The organism is Pseudodesulfovibrio karagichevae, assembly GCF_041414475.1.
GTDB lineage: Bacteria > Desulfobacterota > Desulfovibrionia > Desulfovibrionales > Desulfovibrionaceae > Pseudodesulfovibrio > Pseudodesulfovibrio karagichevae.
Genome location: NZ_JBGLYH010000050.1, coordinates 1 through 15,698, shown reverse-complemented (window position 1 = coordinate 15,698; position 15,698 = coordinate 1). Strand labels below are relative to the sequence as shown.

Sequence of the window (15,698 nt, the reverse complement as noted above, 5' to 3'; positions counted from 1 at the left end):
CGCCGACACCACCGAACAAACCACCCATCCCAACAACACAATCCCCCTCTCTCCCGCGCGTCCGCACGTCCCTGCCGAAGGCACCCAAAAAGTTTTGGAGAGTCCAGAGAACCTTTCTCAAAAGGTTCTCTGGCGGGGTCCGGGGCAGCGCCCCGGCCGTCGGAGACGCCCGCCCGGCGAGGGCCCGCCGGAGGCATGCCTAGCTCGCCCCTTCCCTGTCCATGCTCCGGTAGTTGATGGCTTCGGCCAGGTGGTCGGGGCCGATGGTGTCTGCTTCGGCGAGGTCGGCGATGGTTCGGGCGATGCGCAGGATGCGGGTGTAGGCGCGGGCGGACAGGCCGAGGGTTTCGACGGCCTGGCGCAGGAAATGGTGTTCGCTTTCGCCCAGGGCGCAGAACTCCTCCAGGGCCGAGCCGTCGAGTTCGGCGTTGAGGGAGAAGTGGCGGCCCGCGAAGCGTTCGGCCTGGATGCGGCGGGCGTTGAGGATGCGGGCGCGCATGGTGGCGGAGTCCATTTCGGAGCGGGTCTGACGCAGGTCCTCGTAGGGCACGGCGGGCACGTCCACATGCAGGTCGATGCGGTCCAGGAGCGGGCCGGAGATCTTGTTGCGGTAGCGCTGCACGGCCAGCGGCGAGCAGGAGCAGGGGTGGGTCTCGTCGGACAGGTAGCCGCACGGGCAGGGGTTCATGGCGGCCACGAGCATGACGTCGGCCGGGTATTTGAGGGTCATGAGCGAGCGGGAGATGGACACCTCGCCGTCTTCGAGCGGCTGGCGCAGGACTTCGAGCACCGACTTCTTGAACTCGGGCATCTCGTCGAGGAAAAGCACGCCGCGATGGGCCAGCGAGGTCTCGCCGGGCTGGGGGTAGCGGCCGCCGCCGACCAGGCCCACGTCGGAGATGGTGTGGTGCGGGGTGCGGAACGGGCGGGTGACCATGAGGGCCCGGTCCGAGGGCAGCAGCCCGGCCACGGAGTAGATCTTGGTCACTTCCAGGGCCTCGTCGAAGGACAGGGGCGGCAGGACCGTGGGGATGCGTTTGGCGAGCATGGTCTTGCCGGAGCCGGGGGGGCCGATGAAGAGCAGATTGTGGCCTCCGGCGGCGGCGATCTCGATGGCCCGCTTGGCGTGTTCCTGGCCCTTGACCTCGCCGAAGTCGACGAGGTGGGAGGAGCGCTCGTTCCACAGGGTGTCGATGTCCACACTGGCGGGTTCGATGGTGTCCTCGCCCAGGAGCATGCGCACCACCTGGCCGAGGTCGGCGGCCCCGATGACCTCGAGGTCCCCGGCCACCGCGCCTTCGCGGCCGTTGGCCTCGGGCACGATGATGCCCCGGCCGCCCTGCTTGCGCGCGGCCAGGGCCAGCGGCAGGACGCCGGGCACGGACTTGAGCTCGCCGCTCAGGGAAAGCTCTCCGGCCAGAAACCAGTCGTCCACGGCCCGCTGGTCGATGACGCCCATGGCGGCGAGAATGCCGATGGCCAGCGGCAGGTCGTAGCCGCTGCCCTCCTTGCGCACGTCGGCCGGGGCGAGGTTCACGGTGATGCGGGCGGGCGGAACCTTGAAGCCGCAGTTCTTGAGGGCGGAGAAGACGCGCTCCTTGGACTCGCGCACCGCGCCCTCGGCCAGGCCGACCATGGTGAAGGCGGGCATGCCGGAACGCGAAAAGTCGACTTCGAGCTGGACGGGATAGGCGTCGATGCCGCGCAGGGCGGCGCAGTGGGCGGTGGAGATCAACGGGTGTTCCTCAGGGTTGTTTGCGATTATTTATATGCAAAACAACATACTGTAAAGGACCGGCCCCCTGCGGAAAAAGCCGTTGCCCATTCGATCTCAGCATCCGCGCACGTCGGCTCCCGGAAGGCCTCTCACCGGGAAATGACGCGGGGCGGGCGGCGCAGGCCGGGACGGAACCGCTTCGGGTCAGCCCCGCATGTCGTCCATGACCCGCCGCAATTCCCCGGCGAGCCGGGCGAGATCGCTCACGGCCTGCGCGGATTCGTGCATGGCCTGGGATGTCCCGCTGGCGACCTCGTTGATCTCGCTGGTGGAACGGGTGATCTCCTCGCTGGCGGCGGACTGTTCCTCGGCAGCCGTGGCGATGGACTGGATGTTGGCCGACGTCTGGCCCGACAATTCCACGATCTCGGACAGGGCCTCCCCGGCGCGCTTGGTGGTCTCCACGGTTTCGGCCACGACCTTGACCGTGGCCCGCGTGGTCGCCACGTTGGCTTCGGCGGAACGCTGGATGGCGCTGATGTTGCCTTTCACGTCCTTGGTGGCTTCCATGGTCTTCTCCGCCAGCTTGCGCACCTCGTCCGCCACCACGGCGAACCCGCGTCCGGCCTCCCCTGCCCGAGCGGCCTCGATGGCGGCATTGAGGGCCAGCAGGTTGGTCTGGTCCGCAATGTCGGTGATCACGCCCATGATGCCGCCGATGGATTCGGCCTGTTTGCCCAGTCCGTCCATATCCTTGGCGAGCCTGTTGGCCTGGGTCTCCAGGGACGCGATGCCCTCGATGGCGGTGGTCACGACCTGCGCCCCCTTTTCGGCCTGCGCCCGCGCCTTGTCCGACAGATCGGCGGTGCTGGAGGCGTTTTTCGCGACCTCGAGGACCGTGGCGTTCATCTGCTCCACGGCCGTGGCCACTTCGGCGGCCAGCTTCCGGGTTTCCTCGGACGCCTGGGAGGAGAGCTCCACCTGGGCGGAAATCTCCTCCGAGGCGGCGGCGAGTTGATCGGAAATGACGTCCGCCTGCCCGGCGATACGGGTGATCATCTCGTTCTGCGTGCGGATTTCGGCTTCCTTTTCCTTGAGTTCGGTCATGTCGAGATAGAGACAGATGCCGCCGAGGACGGTTCCGTGCCCGTTCTTCAGGGCGTAGACGTTGGCCAGGACATGGCGGCTGCCGCCCTTGTGCCCCTTGATCTCGACCTCGAGATTCCGGAAGACCTGCCCCTTGTGCATGGCCTTGCCCACCGCTGTCTCGCGCGTGGGATCATTGTAGAAAATTTCCGCCAGGGTGCGCCCAAGCTGTTTTTCGACCTTGCCGTCGATCTGCAGCATGTCCAACGTGTGCTGGTTGGTGAAAAGCGCACGCTCCTTAGTATCCACCAGCAGAAACGGCATGGGCAGCCCTTCGATGATGCCGTTGGCCAGCCCCTTGTTGTGCGCCAGGCTGTCGGCCAGTTCCTGGAGCGCGGCCGCCGGTTCTCCCTCGCCCAGCAGCGCGGCGAAATCGGTCGCCTCGTCGTTGAGGACGCGTTTCAGCCCCTCCATAAGGGGCCGACGGTCCATGCCCTCGCGGAAGACGGCGTACAGTGCGCCGACGGCGGCCAGGGAGAGCGCCGCTCCCGCCGTCCAGCACGGGATGGGCGGGACCGCCCAATAGACCTGTGCGACGCCGCAGATCACAAGAACCATGCCAACCAGGGCAGCCATGGCTGCCAGCAACCGGGGAGTAAAGCCTGTCTTCATCTGGACCTCTGTATGCGCTTGCACTTTCCTGCGGAAAGCCTTGTTTTATCGTCCAAGAAGTACGGCAATGCAGTTTTCTCGTAAAGTATAGACATGCCTCCGGCCGCACAAATCCGGATTTTGAGGGTTGAAATCCCCTCCGAGGCGAAACCGGGCATGCCGTAGGGCGGGAAATCGGCCTCAAGCCGGGCCCCGAAGGCATCGATGCCCTGGGCGGCGCTGGAGGCGGCGATCATTCCCGGTTCCCGGGTGCATCGACCCCCTGAGCCGAGTCTCGCCAAGCCTTGTGGACCCGGCTTGTCATGACATCCAACCGACACTGTTTCTTTCCCGATTGACCCCGGCTCGCCACCCCGTTAGTATCCCCGGCTTTTGGATCGAACCAGACCCAGGAGCCGCGCCCTATGATCGACCTCGCGATATTACCGGTATTTCTTGTCACCGTCGTGCTCCTGGCGATCTCGCCGGGCCCGGATCTCGTGCTTATTTCCACCTATGCTTCCACCCGTGGCTTCCGATCCGGTTTCATGCTGTCCATAGGCATCTTCATTGCCGGGATACTGCAAACCCTGCTGGTCACGTTCGGCCTGGGCAAATTATTGGAGGCGATGCCGTCCCTGGCCCTGGTGGTCAAAGTTGCCGGAGCGCTTTACCTCTCCTGGCTCGGCATCAACCTGCTGCGGAGCTGGCGCAAGAACAGGAATGGGGCTCCAACGGTGCGGCAGGCTGCGGCCCTGAGCAACCGGAGGCTCGTCTGCCGGGGGCTGCTCAACAATATCATGAATCCGAAGGCGTTGATCTTCTTCAGCATGTTTCTCCCGCAGTTTGCCGACACCCACCACGACGTCGCCACCCAGATTTTCCTGCTGGGGGCCCTGTTGAGTGGTGTTGTTTTCTGCATCAACACCTGCTTCGCCTTTTCATTCAGCAAGCTGGGCTCAGTGATCGGACGGAAGTTGAAACTGGGCCGACATATCGACGCGATGCTGGGCGCCATATTCCTGAGCCTCGCCGCGCGCCTAGTCACCAGCGAATAGCGAACCGCAACGGTTGCGGGTGCCGCGACGGCGGCGAATACCATTACTTCCGTGCGGAAACGGGACCGAAGGGGCCGCTTCCTTTAGCGTTATACCCCCGTTTACTCGGGCCGGGGATCACGCTATGGACGAGGCTTCCTGAATCCTTACGGGGGAGGACCCGATGACCCATACCGCCGAAAACACGAATGCCCTCTTCCTGGCCAAGCTCTCGCTGCCGGTGCGCAAGTGCATGGCGAACACGGCTCGGGAGTGCGCCGGGAACGTGGCCGGGGTTCTGTCCCTGGACCAAAAGGAAACCTACCGGGTCAAGCTGGCCGTGGACGAGGCGTTCTGCAACGCGGTGGAGCATTTCTCCGGCTCGGCGGACGATGAGCGCATCCACCTGGAGTTCTCGGTACGGGACGGTTCCCTGGTCATCTCGATCCGGGAGCGGGGCATCCCCTTCGACCACGCCAGGGCCGAGCGGTTCACGCCCGGCGACCCGGACAGCGCGGACAAGCCGGGGCTGGGCTCGCTGCTCATGCAGCAGGCCATGGATTCGGTGGAGCTGTTCGTGCATGGCCGCGAGGGCAAAGAGGTCCGGCTGACCCGCAAGCTCAATTACGGCTCCCTGCCTCCGGAGCTGGCCGAGACCAAGCCCGCCGTACGCGGCAAGCGGCGGCCCACGGTCAAGGAGCCGCTGATCCGGCTGGCCCGCGAGGACGAGCTGGCCGAGGTCTGCCGCCTGGCCTGGCGCTGCTACGGCTTCACCCAGGAGGCCTTTCTCTACGACCTCGACGCCCTGACCGAAAAGGTGCGCAGCGGAGAGTTCAAGCCGGTGGTCGGCGTGGACCCGGAGAGCGGGGCCCTGATCGGCCACGCCGGGTTCAAGTACCACGACCCGGCGGTCAGGGTGCCGGAGCTGGGGCTGGCCTTCGTGGACCCGGCCTATCGTTCGCCGGGCCTGCCGCAGAAAATCGCCCGCCTGCTCTTCGACCTGGCCGCCGAGGAGGGGGACCGGGGCATCTTCGACTGCTCGGTGACCACCCACACCTTTTCCCAGAAGGGCATGCAGGAAATGGGCTCCCGGCCGTGCTGCGTGATGCTCGGCATCGCCGCCTCGGGCATGCGGGCCAAGGAGCTGGCCACGTCCCGGCAGGAAAAGGGCTCGGTGGTCAATCACTACTATCCCCTGGACCGCTCCCCGGCCGCCGTGTTCCTGCCCGAACGCCACCGGGCCATGGCCCGAGACATCTACGGCTGGATGGACCTGCCGCGCGACTTCGGCGAACCGGGCGGCGCGCCGCTCTCGGGCCCGTCCTCGGTCTTCATTTTTCCCCTGCCCGACGAGCTCAACGTGGCCTTCATCGTGGTCGGGGCCATCGGCGCGGACACGATCCGCGAAATCGCCGACGGACTGCGCGGGTGCCGCGAAAAACGCATGGACGCGGTCTACGCCTTCCTGCCCGCCGGGGTTCCGGCCTCGCCGCAGGTGGTCGAGGCGTGCGAGCGCATGGGCTTCTTCTTCGCCGGGCTCATGCCCCACATCCACGACGGCCAGGACCGCATCCTCCTGCAATACATCGACATCCACCTCGACCTGGACGCCGTGCGGGTATACGGGGACATGACCCGGAAGCTGTTCGACTACATCCGGGAGGAGCAACGGCGAGTCGCCTCCCTGTAACCCTCCCAGCCGGTTCCCGAAAAATAATTGCCCATTGCGTCGGTGCGATCCCATTATGGGGGAGTTCGATAGTAACACCGAACCGCAAAGGAGAACCCGATGGGTATCCGTTTGAAACTCTTCCTGCCCTTGCTGGGCATGGCCTTGGTCATGCTCGTGGGCGGGTATCTCATGTTGAAATCCCAATTCACCGACCTGGAGGACTCGTTCGTCTCCCTGATCATGCGGGGCAAGATCGAGGACGTCCAGCAGTCCATCACCCAGATTTCCGAGAGCGCCCTGCAACAGGCCGCCCTGTTCAGCCGCATGCCGGAGGTGGTCGAGGCCTACGCCAAGGCCAACCAGGGCGACCTGAACAACGGGACCGACCCAGTGCTCCAGGCCGCCCGGGAGCAGCTGCGCGCGTCGCTCGCACCCGTGCTCAAGGGCTACAAGGAAAACGTGGGGAAAAACTTCCAGCTCCATTTCCATCTGCCCTCGGCCCGCAGCCTGCTGCGCACCTGGCGCGAGAAGCAGGCCAAGAAGAACGGCAAATGGGTGGACATCTCCGACGACCTGTCCGGATTCCGCAACACGGTCATCGACGTGAACCGGACCCACAAGCCGGTCCTGGGCATCGAGCCGGGCCGGGGCGGGTTCACCATCCGGGGCCTGGCCCCGGTGACCGCGCCCGACGGCGCGCACCTCGGGTCCGTGGAGGTGCTCCTCGGGTTCGACAACATCCTCAAGACCATGGAAGCGGCGGGCACGATCAAGGCCTTGCTGTACATGGACGCCAAGCTGCTGTCCGTGACCACCCAGCTGCAGGACCCGGCCAAGAACCCGGTCAAGGACGGCAAGTTCGTGCTCATCTACGGCCAGAAGAACGACGCGGCCAGGGAACTGGCCTCGACCGCCCTGCTGGACCGGGGCATGCGGTCCTCCCAGGTGGAGGTCAGCGGCCATGACGGCGTGGCCGTGTTCCCGGTCAAGGACTACCGGGGCGAGGCCATCGGGGCCATCGTCCTGTCCATGGACATCTCCGGCCAGCAGGCCATGATGTCCGCCGTGGCCTGGATGGTCGGCATCGGGCTGCTCATCGTCGTGGTCGTGCCCATCGTGATCATCTTCTGGGTGGTCGAATTCTCCGTGAAGCGGCCCATCCAGCAGTGCGCGGAGCTGGCCTCGGACATCGCCCAGGGCAACCTGGAGAGCCGGACCTGCAAGATGCGCACGGACGAAATGGGCATCATCCTGGAGGGCATGTGCGACATGAACGCGCACCTGGCCGAGACCATCAGCCACATCCGGGACATCTCCGGCGAGGTGGCCGAGGGGTGCAGCGATCTCTCCATGGCCAGCGACAACCTGTCCCAGGGGGCCAACCGGCAGGCCGCCGGGATCGAGGAGATCGCCGCCAGCCTGGAGGAGATGTCCGGCTCCATCAAGCAGACCGCCGGCATCGCGGCCAGGACCGAGACCACCGCGACCAAGGCCTCGCACGACGCCGAGACCGGCGGCCATGCCGTGGCCCGCACCGTGGAGGCCATGAAGAAGATCGCCGACGAGATCGGCATCATCGAGGATATCGCGCGCCAGACCAACCTCCTGGCCCTGAACGCGGCCATCGAGGCGGCCCGCGCGGGCGAGGCGGGCAAGGGGTTCGCCGTGGTCGCGGCCGAAGTGCGCAAACTGGCCGAGCGCAGCGGCACGGCCGCCGCGGGCATCAGCGAGCTGTCGTCGAGCAGCGTGGCCGTGGCCGAGGAGGCCGGGGAACTGCTCAAGCGCATGGTCCCGGACATCAAGAACACGGCCGAACTGATCCAGGAGATCTCGGCCGCCGCCAACGAGCAGAGCCAGGGCATCGAGCAGGTGTCCAGGGCCATCCAGGACTCCGAGTCCGTGGTCCAGCAGAACGCCTCCACGGCCGAGGAGGTGGCGGCCACCGCCGCCAGCCTGTCCGACAGCTCCAAGAGCCTGCACGAAGCCATCGGCCACTTCAAGCTGGGCGACAAGAGTGACGGCCTGGAGCGGTACTAGCCCGGACCGGACCGCAAGAAACGGCCCCCCGCGCATCCGCGCGGGGGGCCGTTTGCCTTGTCGGCGAGAAAATCGTCGTCAGGCTTCGGGCCCGTCCTCGGACGCGGCCTCGGCCGGAATCCTGACCGTGAACCGCGACCCCTGGCCCGGCACGCTTTCCACGGAGATAATCCCGTTGCAGCGCTCCACCGAGCGCTGGACGATGGACAGGCCGAGCCCCAGCCCCTCGCGCCCGGCCTGGGCCCTGACGTACGGCTTGAAAATGGCCTCGATGTCCTCGGCGCGGATGCCCCTGCCCGTGTCCGACACGGTCAGGACGATTTCGCCGGCGGGGGCGTCCCTGTAGCCCAGCTCCACCTCGATTCCGCCCCGGTCCGTATAGCGCACGGCGTTGCCCACCAGGTTCAGGGCCACCAGCCGCAGGACGCTCTCGCTGCCGCGCATCAGGGGCGGCACGTCACCGGCCAGCCGGGCCTGGAGGGTGAGCCCCCGGCTGCGTGCCTGGAGCTGGGACATGTCCGTGACCGAGGCGAGCAGCTCTGCCGGGGAAAACACGGTCAGGGCCGGGGCCAGGGACTCCTGGCGGGAAAACTGGAGGACGCTGTCCACCAGGAGGCCCAGCTTGCGGGCCGACAGCCCGGCCAGTTCGATCAACTCCCGCCGGTCGGCCTCGTCATCGGACAGCCGCAGCAGTTCGAAGGCGTCGACGATGCCGATAAGCGGACTCTTCAGCTCATGGCAGGCGGTGGTCAGGAAGGTCTCCCTGGACCGGTTCAGGGTGCGCAGGCTTTCATGGGCTTCGGCCAGCTCCCGGCGGGATTCCTCCAGCAGCCTGGCCCTGGCGTGCAGCTCCCGGACCCGGTTCAGGGAAAAGAGCACCAGGCAGATCAGCACGGCGGGCAGGGCCAGGGCCAGCTCGTCCAGCTCCCAGCTCTCATGCGTCCGGCTCCACACCTGGAACGCCTCGTAGGCGTCCAGGTGTATGAACAGCCAGGTGACCAGCACGAACACCAGCGCATAGACGCCCATTTCCCCGATATGCCTTTTGTTGAACATGGCATCCTGCTTAGCACAGTACGAAATAAAGCGACAGATGGGTATAATCGCCATGTTGCCGCCCCCGAACCCCGCCCCGCCGGGTCGGCACGGCCCGCATACAATCCTGGATTCCCGGCCCGTTCCCTGTTAAAACCAAGCCGCAAAGACACCCATGGAGGACACATGCGCACCCGATTGCTTGCCCTGACTCTCGCCCTGTTGCTGGCCGCTTCCCTGGCCGCCTGCTCCGCCAAGGACGAGGCCGCCCAACAGCCCGTTCCGGACGAGGCCGCCGCGTCCCAGGAGCCCCCTGCCGCCGACGCCGCGAAAACCCCCGCGTCCACGCACACCATCAAGGAAGAGATTCCGACCGGGCCCGTGGGCAAGGTGCAGCTGAAGGATGGCAGCACCATCCAGATCGAAGCCCTGGAAAAGCTGGGCGGCGACTACTGGATTTACGTCTCCGGCAAACTCAACGGCCGCTCCTCCACGGTCGTCAGCCTGACCCGCTTCCGCGACCTGATGAACTGGCGTTCGATCTCCTTCAAGGACCCGCACACCTTCACCCTCACCACCAGCCACGGCAAGGAGTGGGTCTTCGAGGACGCCAACCTCTACCTGGGCGACGGCAAGTCCGACAACTACGCCTTCTACGTCCTCAACGACCGCTACGACCCGGTCCTGACCCGGGTGCCAAAGGGCGAAGTGGTCAACATCGCCTTCGGCACCAAGTAGCCCCGTCCGCTCCGGGCCAGAGCCCGGCGCGCGCCCTGGCGACAGTGGGTAAAATCGCCTTCCCTTCTTGACGTCTAGAGGTTTTCTAGATAAAAGACCGGTAAGTTCCGTTCCTTGATTTCCCTTGTTTTACAAGGGTGACGATTGGTGACGATTATCGCATAGGGAGGAAAGGTGATCCGACTCGCGTTTGGCTCCGTACCCCGGAAAGTGGTTGTCAGACTTGGCAAAACGAACACGCCCACCCCTACCCGAAACGCACGCCCGAGGACGGTTTCCTGCATCTGGGAGACCCGGTTCCGCAACAGGCCCCGGCGGCTCGCCCTGGCCACCCGGAACACCCCTCCCAAAACTCCGAGGATGAACAGCTATCATGGCAGATACCTATACGCATAAGGATTTGGCCGGCCTCTGCGGCGTCTCCGAAACCACCATCAAGAGCTACCGCCGCAAGTTCCCCGGCTTCATCCCGGTGCTGACGCGGGGCAAGCCCATCCGCTTCAAGCCCGAGGCGGGCGAGGTCTGCCTGAAGATCCGGGACTGCTTCGCCAAGGGGCTGTCCGTGAACGAAACCCACAAGGTCTTAAAGGAGCACTTCAAGGAAGAGCCGTCCGCCCGGCAGCGGTGCGCCCCGGCCCAGCCCGCCGGCGCCGACGCCCAGCCCGCTCCCGCCACGGCCGGAGTCTCCCAGGAGTATCTCGAAAAATTCTTCACCACCGCAGGGCAGATGATGCAGGGCATGGCCGGACTGGCCACGGCCCAGGCCAAGGCCGAGCAGCGGCTGCGCAAGATCGAATCCGCCCTGGAGAAGCTGCTCGAGGTCGAGACCGAGAACAAGGCCCTGTTCGCCCGGCTCCTGGACCGCCCCGCCGCGGCCGCCGGAAAAGGCGGAACGCCCGAACCGGAGTCCCGGCCCGAGCCCGAACCCGTGGCCGATCCCAAGCCGGAACCCCAGGCGTCCCCGGAGCCCAGGCCCGAACCGCGCGTGCGGGCCCGCCGGATCGTCAATGTGCGCGGCCCGGAAGGCGAGGTGGCCTCCTACTCCCTGGAGCGGGACACGCCACCCACCATGGAACGCCCCTCGGACGACTTTCTGAACACGCCCATCGTCATCCGCAACGACCAGGGCGAATTCCTCGGCGTGCCCGGCAGGCTGCCCCTGGCCGGATTCGTGTCCATCCTGATCGACGGGGCCGACGAGATCGCCGCCCGCTGGGCCCGTGAGGGCGACGCCTGGGTCTTCATCATGGCCGCGCCCGACGGCGACAGCCACGCCCTGCACTTCATTTCCACCACCACCCCGCGCGGCAACCTCGTGGTCCTGCTCGAAAAGCTCGACATCAACGGCTCGCCCACCTCGCCCCAGTTCCTCCAGGAATTCTTCCGCCAGGTGAAGGACAAGGCGTAACCCCCCCAGCCCGCCCCGGAACAAAAAGGCCCCCGCTCTCGCGGGGGCCTTTTAGATTCGTCCGGTCCGGAACTACTCGGTCATGTGCAGGTACTGCGTCTTGAGCGCGGCCATCTCGCCCTTGAGGATCATCTGGTCCATCATGAAGTCGACCGTGTCCTGCAGACGCTCGGCCAAGGCGGGCATGAGGTAGCCCAGCTCGGCGCGGGTGAACGGGTTCCCGGCCAGCGGGGCAGCCAGCTTGGGATCGGTGGCCGCGTAGTACAGGGCCTCCACGCTGTCGGTGATCATCACGTCCACCTTCTTGTCGGCCACGGTCGGGGGAATGGCCAAGTTGGACTCGAACATGACCACCTCGGCGTTCTTGATGTTGGCCTTGACGAACTTCTCGTTGGTGCCGCCGGGGTTCACGCCGATCTTCACGCCCTTCTGGTCCACGTCGGCCAGGGAGGCGAAGCGGGCCGCGTTGTCCCTGTGGACCAGGATGGTCTTGCCGAACATGACGTAGCCCTGGGAGAAGCGCGCCTCCTTCTGGCGGGCGATGGTCCGGGTGATGCCGCTCATGCCGATGTCGTACTTGTCGGCCGCAAGGTCGGCCATCAGGGTCTTCCAGGTGGTCTTGACCAGGTCGAGCTTCAGGCCGAGCTGGTCGGCGAAGCTCTGGGCCACGGCGATGTCGAAGCCCTCGTAGGAGCCCTGGTTGTCGAAGGAAAAGGGCTTGTAGTCCCCGGTGGTGCCCACCCGGAACGTGCCGCTGGCCACGATCTCGTCGAAGCTGCGGGCCTGGCCGTCGGTAACGGATACAACGATCATGAAACACACCAGCAAAGCGCAATACAGTTTGGACATGGGAACACTCTCCTCAATTGATGGGATGCGGGCCATATGTGTAATCGCCGCGCCCACCGCGCGGAGAACGGACGGCGACGCATACGGCCTTTTACAACAACGGAAACCGGCTGGCAAAAGGAACCGCGCTCCCGGCCGGAACGTCCCGCCTTGCCGCAATGGACTTCGCTGAAACGGATGTGTATTCGTGATCTGGAACGCTGCAACGATCCGGGGGAACACGTGATCCATTTCAAGGACGGCGGCTACGGGCTGGAAGGAGTGTGGACGGACCCTGCGGGGCCCGCGTTCCGGTTCGGGGCAGGGCTGTACGAGACCATCTATTACAACGGCCGTGAGCTGTGCCATCTGGGCCGCCATCTGGACCGGCTGCTGCACGGGCTGCGGTCATACGGGCTGGCCTACACCACGGTGGATTTCCCGGAGGTGGCGGGCCAGATCCTGAACCGCAACGGGCTGGAGGGGAGCTCCGCCCGGGTGGACATCGTCTATCCATTGGAAGACCGGGTCGCCTCGCCGGTGGTTCTGGCCGAGCCTTACGAGCCCAAGCCGTACAAGGCGTTCCGGCTGTGCCTGTGCGAGGACCGGCACGTCTCGGCCCTGAGCGGGCACAAGACCACCAACGGGATGTTCGCCTTTCTGGCCCGGCGGCGGGCCGCCGCCTGCGGGTTCGACGACGCGGCCCTGTTCGACCTGGACGACAACGTCCTGGAGGGGACCACCGGGGCGCTGGTCTTCGAAAAGCACGGCCAGTTCGTGTGCGTGGACTCGCCCTACTGCCTGCCGTCCATCGCCCTGGACCTGGCCAAAACCGTCCTGGACATCCTGCCGGTGCGGCTGCCCCTGGAGGACCTCCCGTCGTTCCGGCACGCCTACCTGCTCAACTCGCTGATCGGCATGCGCCCGGTGGTGGCCATCGGCGAGACCGCCTTCGTGCCCGACGACAACGCCTGCGACAAGGTCTCCCCCCTGGTCCTGGGGGCTTCCGGCTAGCCATTGCGCTCTTTTTGTCCTAATAGAGTATGCACTGGACCAGCCCCGGCAGGGGGCGTTCCGGCATCTGTTTTTTTTGCTTGCATTTTAAAATAGGAATCATTACTACTTTTGTCACGGCACACAATCGGCCTGCGAGCCGACAAATACCAACATACAGGAGAAGACCAATGAGCAAGACCATGGAGAATCTGAAAGCCGCTTTCGCCGGCGAGTCCCAGGCCAACCGCAAGTACCTCGCCTATGCCGAAAAGGCCGATGCCGAGGGCAAGCCGGGCGTGGCCAAGCTGTTCCGCGCCGCTGCGGCCGCCGAGACCATTCACGCCCACGCCCACCTGCGCCTGATGAAGGGCATCGGCACCACCGAGGAGAACCTGAAGGACGCCATCGAGGGCGAGACCTACGAGTTCAACTCCATGTATCCCGGCATGATGAAGGACGCCGAGGCCGAGGGCGAGAACGCCATCCTGCGCTATTTCGGATTCGCCAACGAGGCCGAGAAGATCCACGCCGAGCTGTACTCCGAGGCCCTGGCCGACCCGGACAAGTTCGCCGACGCCGAATTCTACATCTGCTCCGTGTGCGGCCACACCATGGACGGCGAGCCCACGGACAAGTGTCCCATCTGCGGTGCGGCCGTCAAGGCCTACAGGAAAGTGGAAGCCTAGTCTTTCGCCGACCGGACATCTCTGCGCCGCCCCGTTCCCGCCGGAACGGGGCGGCTTTCCTTTTCCACGCCTGTACAAACGGCATGGAGACAGGTACATAACCAGTCATGATGGTCAATGTGGAACGACTGTCCTACAACTTCGGGTCCTACTGGGCCCTCAAGGACATCTCCTTCACCCTGGGAAAGGGCGAGTTTCTTTTTCTCACGGGCCACTCGGGCGCGGGCAAGACCACGCTCCTGCGTCTGCTCTACGGCGCCCTGCCCGTCAACCGGGGCCGCGCCTCGGTGGCCGGGTTCCAGCTCAACAACCTGAAAAAACGCGACATCCCCAGACTGCGGCGCAAGGTCGGCGTGGTCTTCCAGGACTTCAAGATCCTGCCCGAACGCACGGTCTTCGACAACGTGGCCATGGCGCTCGAGGTGCGCGGCATGCCCCGCACCCACCTGGAGCGCCGCGTGCGGGCGATCATCCGGGCGCTCGGCCTGGAGACCAAGAGCTACTCCCTGTGCGAGCGCCTGTCAGGCGGCGAGCAGCAGCGCGTGGCCATCGCCCGGTCCATGGTCGCCAACCCCGAGCTCATCCTGGCCGACGAGCCCACCGGCAACCTGGATGTGGACCTGACCCTGCACCTCATGGAAATTTTCAAGCAGTTCCACACCTACGGCACCTCGGTCATCATGGCCACCCACTCCACCGAGGTCCTGCAGTGCGTGCCGGGCGCGCGCATCCTCCACCTGGAGGACGGGCGCATCGAGGAGAACGGCGGCTCCGGCGACAAGTTCGACCCCGAAAACGGCGACGAAACCGGGGACGAGGCCGAATTCGGCGAGGTGGGGCTGTGATCGGACCGTTCCTGCGCCTGACCCTGCGCGGCGTGGCCGACCTGCGCCTGCACCCGTTCGCCCAGCTGCTCACCCTGCTCGCCGTAGGCATGGTCACCCTGCTCACCGGGCTGATCCTGCTCGGCCTGCACAACGTCAACCTGGAGCTGCTCAAGTCCAGGGGCAAGGTGGAGTTCCAGATCTACTGGAAGGCCGGGACCGGCGACGCCCAGGTGGAAAAGGACTGGCAGGCCGTCCGGGCCATGGACCACCTGGACTCCTTCAAGACCTTCACTCCCAGGACCGCCCTGACCGAACTGGCCACCACCCTGGGCGAAACCGGCGACTTCGCCTGGCTGGCCGACAACAACCCCCTGCCCTACTCCGGCCTGGCCTCCTTTGCCGTGCCGCCCGAAGCGCAGCGCGAGGGCTGGGCCGCCGACCTGCTCACGCGGCTGAAGTCCCTGCCCGGCGTGGACAAGGTCAACTACACCCCGTTCCAGGCCGACCTGGCCCAGGGCTGGCGCACCCTGACCGGCATGGTCGTCTGGCCGGTCCTCGGCTTCCTGGCCCTGGTCGTCTCCCTGGTGGTCCACAACACCATCAAGCTCTCCCTGCTCACGCGCATGGACGAGGTCGAAATCCTCTCCCTGGTGGGCGCCAGCCCGACGTACATCCGCTGGCCACTGCTCGTCGGCGGCCTGGTCCAGGGCATCCTCGGCGCGGGGCTCGGCGTCGGCCTGCTGGCCGCGACCCACTCGGCCATCGCCGACGTCCTGAATTTCCCGCCCTTCCTCATCCATCTGCAATTCCTGCCCTTCGGCCAGGTCCTGGCCCTCGGCGGGGCCGTCACCCTGGTCTCCATCCTGTCCAGCTGGGTGGCCATAAAGTAGCACCGCCTCCGGCGGCCAGGGGGGAAGGGGAGAGAGGGAACCCTTTGAAAAGGGGTTCCCTCTCTCCCCTTCCCCCCTGGACCCCCCATC

General features: G+C 65.8%; 14 protein-coding genes. 9 read left to right on the top strand and 5 right to left on the bottom strand.

Annotated elements, in window-relative coordinates:
- Nucleotides 1-199: 199 nt before the first annotated feature.
- From AB6M95_RS14950 to AB6M95_RS14940, 3 genes are all read right to left on the bottom strand, one after another.
- Nucleotides 200-1,735 (bottom strand): YifB family Mg chelatase-like AAA ATPase, encoded by a 1,536-nt coding sequence (locus AB6M95_RS14950; RefSeq protein WP_371387550.1) that lies wholly within the window; start codon nucleotides 1,733-1,735, stop codon nucleotides 200-202.
- A gap of 186 nt (nucleotides 1,736-1,921) precedes the next feature.
- Nucleotides 1,922-3,439 (bottom strand): methyl-accepting chemotaxis protein, encoded by a 1,518-nt coding sequence (locus AB6M95_RS14945; protein WP_371387549.1) that lies wholly within the window; start codon nucleotides 3,437-3,439, stop codon nucleotides 1,922-1,924.
- A gap of 32 nt (nucleotides 3,440-3,471) precedes the next feature.
- Complete coding sequence (locus tag AB6M95_RS14940; RefSeq protein WP_371387548.1) at nucleotides 3,472-3,711, bottom strand: hypothetical protein; 240 nt, start codon at nucleotides 3,709-3,711, stop codon at nucleotides 3,472-3,474.
- A 168-nt stretch (nucleotides 3,712-3,879) separates the two neighbouring features.
- Here AB6M95_RS14940 and AB6M95_RS14935 point away from each other — a divergent pair, with 168 nt between their 5' ends.
- The 3 genes from AB6M95_RS14935 to AB6M95_RS14925 all read left to right on the top strand — a co-directional run bounded on the left by AB6M95_RS14935 (nucleotide 3,880) and on the right by AB6M95_RS14925 (nucleotide 8,200).
- Nucleotides 3,880-4,512: a LysE family translocator gene (locus AB6M95_RS14935; RefSeq protein WP_371387547.1), complete on the top strand. Its 633-nt coding sequence runs from the start codon at nucleotides 3,880-3,882 to the stop codon at nucleotides 4,510-4,512.
- 163 nt (nucleotides 4,513-4,675) lie between these two features.
- Nucleotides 4,676-6,181: a GNAT family N-acetyltransferase gene (locus AB6M95_RS14930; RefSeq protein WP_371387546.1), complete on the top strand. Its 1,506-nt coding sequence runs from the start codon at nucleotides 4,676-4,678 to the stop codon at nucleotides 6,179-6,181.
- 99 nt (nucleotides 6,182-6,280) lie between these two features.
- Nucleotides 6,281-8,200: a methyl-accepting chemotaxis protein gene (locus AB6M95_RS14925; protein WP_371387545.1), complete on the top strand. Its 1,920-nt coding sequence runs from the start codon at nucleotides 6,281-6,283 to the stop codon at nucleotides 8,198-8,200.
- Nucleotides 8,201-8,278: 78 nt separating this feature from the next.
- Here AB6M95_RS14925 and AB6M95_RS14920 read toward each other — a convergent pair whose 3' ends face one another.
- A complete protein-coding gene (locus tag AB6M95_RS14920; RefSeq protein WP_371387544.1) occupies nucleotides 8,279-9,256 on the bottom strand; it encodes a sensor histidine kinase in 978 nt (325 codons plus the stop codon).
- Between the two features lie 165 nt (nucleotides 9,257-9,421).
- On the opposite strand from AB6M95_RS14920, the gene AB6M95_RS14915 reads away from it, so the two are divergent.
- Complete coding sequence (locus tag AB6M95_RS14915) at nucleotides 9,422-9,973, top strand: hypothetical protein (protein WP_371387543.1); 552 nt, start codon at nucleotides 9,422-9,424, stop codon at nucleotides 9,971-9,973.
- A gap of 373 nt (nucleotides 9,974-10,346) precedes the next feature.
- Nucleotides 10,347-11,381, top strand: a complete 1,035-nt coding sequence (locus AB6M95_RS14910) for a MerR family transcriptional regulator (protein WP_371387542.1) — start codon at nucleotides 10,347-10,349, stop codon at nucleotides 11,379-11,381.
- A 72-nt stretch (nucleotides 11,382-11,453) separates the two neighbouring features.
- Here the strand turns inward: AB6M95_RS14910 and AB6M95_RS14905 are convergent, their stop codons facing one another.
- Nucleotides 11,454-12,194 (bottom strand): transporter substrate-binding domain-containing protein, encoded by a 741-nt coding sequence (locus AB6M95_RS14905; RefSeq protein WP_371387541.1) that lies wholly within the window; start codon nucleotides 12,192-12,194, stop codon nucleotides 11,454-11,456.
- 258 nt (nucleotides 12,195-12,452) lie between these two features.
- Here AB6M95_RS14905 and AB6M95_RS14900 point away from each other — a divergent pair, with 258 nt between their 5' ends.
- The 4 genes from AB6M95_RS14900 (at nucleotide 12,453) to AB6M95_RS14885 (ending at nucleotide 15,608) form a co-directional block, all read left to right on the top strand.
- Nucleotides 12,453-13,223: an aminotransferase class IV gene (locus tag AB6M95_RS14900; RefSeq protein WP_371387540.1), complete on the top strand. Its 771-nt coding sequence runs from the start codon at nucleotides 12,453-12,455 to the stop codon at nucleotides 13,221-13,223.
- Nucleotides 13,224-13,393: 170 nt separating this feature from the next.
- Nucleotides 13,394-13,891, top strand: a complete 498-nt coding sequence (locus AB6M95_RS14895) for a rubrerythrin family protein (RefSeq protein WP_371387539.1) — start codon at nucleotides 13,394-13,396, stop codon at nucleotides 13,889-13,891.
- Nucleotides 13,892-14,001: 110 nt separating this feature from the next.
- A complete protein-coding gene (ftsE, locus tag AB6M95_RS14890; RefSeq protein ID WP_371387564.1) occupies nucleotides 14,002-14,736 on the top strand; it encodes a cell division ATP-binding protein FtsE in 735 nt (244 codons plus the stop codon).
- A complete protein-coding gene (locus tag AB6M95_RS14885; RefSeq protein ID WP_371387538.1) occupies nucleotides 14,733-15,608 on the top strand; it encodes a cell division protein FtsX in 876 nt (291 codons plus the stop codon). Before ftsE ends, AB6M95_RS14885 begins: the two co-directional genes overlap by 4 nt.
- Nucleotides 15,609-15,698: the final 90 nt, after the last annotated feature.

What these genes read in the sequence shown, in the direction of transcription:
- ftsE (WP_371387564.1), top strand. Translation starts at nt 14,002, where the DNA reads ATGGTCAATGTGGAACGACTGTCCTACAACTTCGGGTCCTACTGGGCC.
- AB6M95_RS14925 (WP_371387545.1), top strand. Translation starts at nt 6,281, where the DNA reads ATGGGTATCCGTTTGAAACTCTTCCTGCCCTTGCTGGGCATGGCCTTG.
- AB6M95_RS14940 (WP_371387548.1), bottom strand. Translation starts at nt 3,711, where the DNA reads ATGATCGCCGCCTCCAGCGCCGCCCAGGGCATCGATGCCTTCGGGGCC.
- AB6M95_RS14945 (WP_371387549.1), bottom strand. Translation starts at nt 3,439, where the DNA reads ATGGCTGCCCTGGTTGGCATGGTTCTTGTGATCTGCGGCGTCGCACAG.
- AB6M95_RS14935 (WP_371387547.1), top strand. Translation starts at nt 3,880, where the DNA reads ATGATCGACCTCGCGATATTACCGGTATTTCTTGTCACCGTCGTGCTC.
- AB6M95_RS14895 (WP_371387539.1), top strand. Translation starts at nt 13,394, where the DNA reads ATGAGCAAGACCATGGAGAATCTGAAAGCCGCTTTCGCCGGCGAGTCC.
- AB6M95_RS14915 (WP_371387543.1), top strand. Translation starts at nt 9,422, where the DNA reads ATGCGCACCCGATTGCTTGCCCTGACTCTCGCCCTGTTGCTGGCCGCT.
- AB6M95_RS14920 (WP_371387544.1), bottom strand. Translation starts at nt 9,256, where the DNA reads ATGTTCAACAAAAGGCATATCGGGGAAATGGGCGTCTATGCGCTGGTG.
- AB6M95_RS14905 (WP_371387541.1), bottom strand. Translation starts at nt 12,194, where the DNA reads ATGATCGTTGTATCCGTTACCGACGGCCAGGCCCGCAGCTTCGACGAG.
- AB6M95_RS14930 (WP_371387546.1), top strand. Translation starts at nt 4,676, where the DNA reads ATGACCCATACCGCCGAAAACACGAATGCCCTCTTCCTGGCCAAGCTC.
- AB6M95_RS14910 (WP_371387542.1), top strand. Translation starts at nt 10,347, where the DNA reads ATGGCAGATACCTATACGCATAAGGATTTGGCCGGCCTCTGCGGCGTC.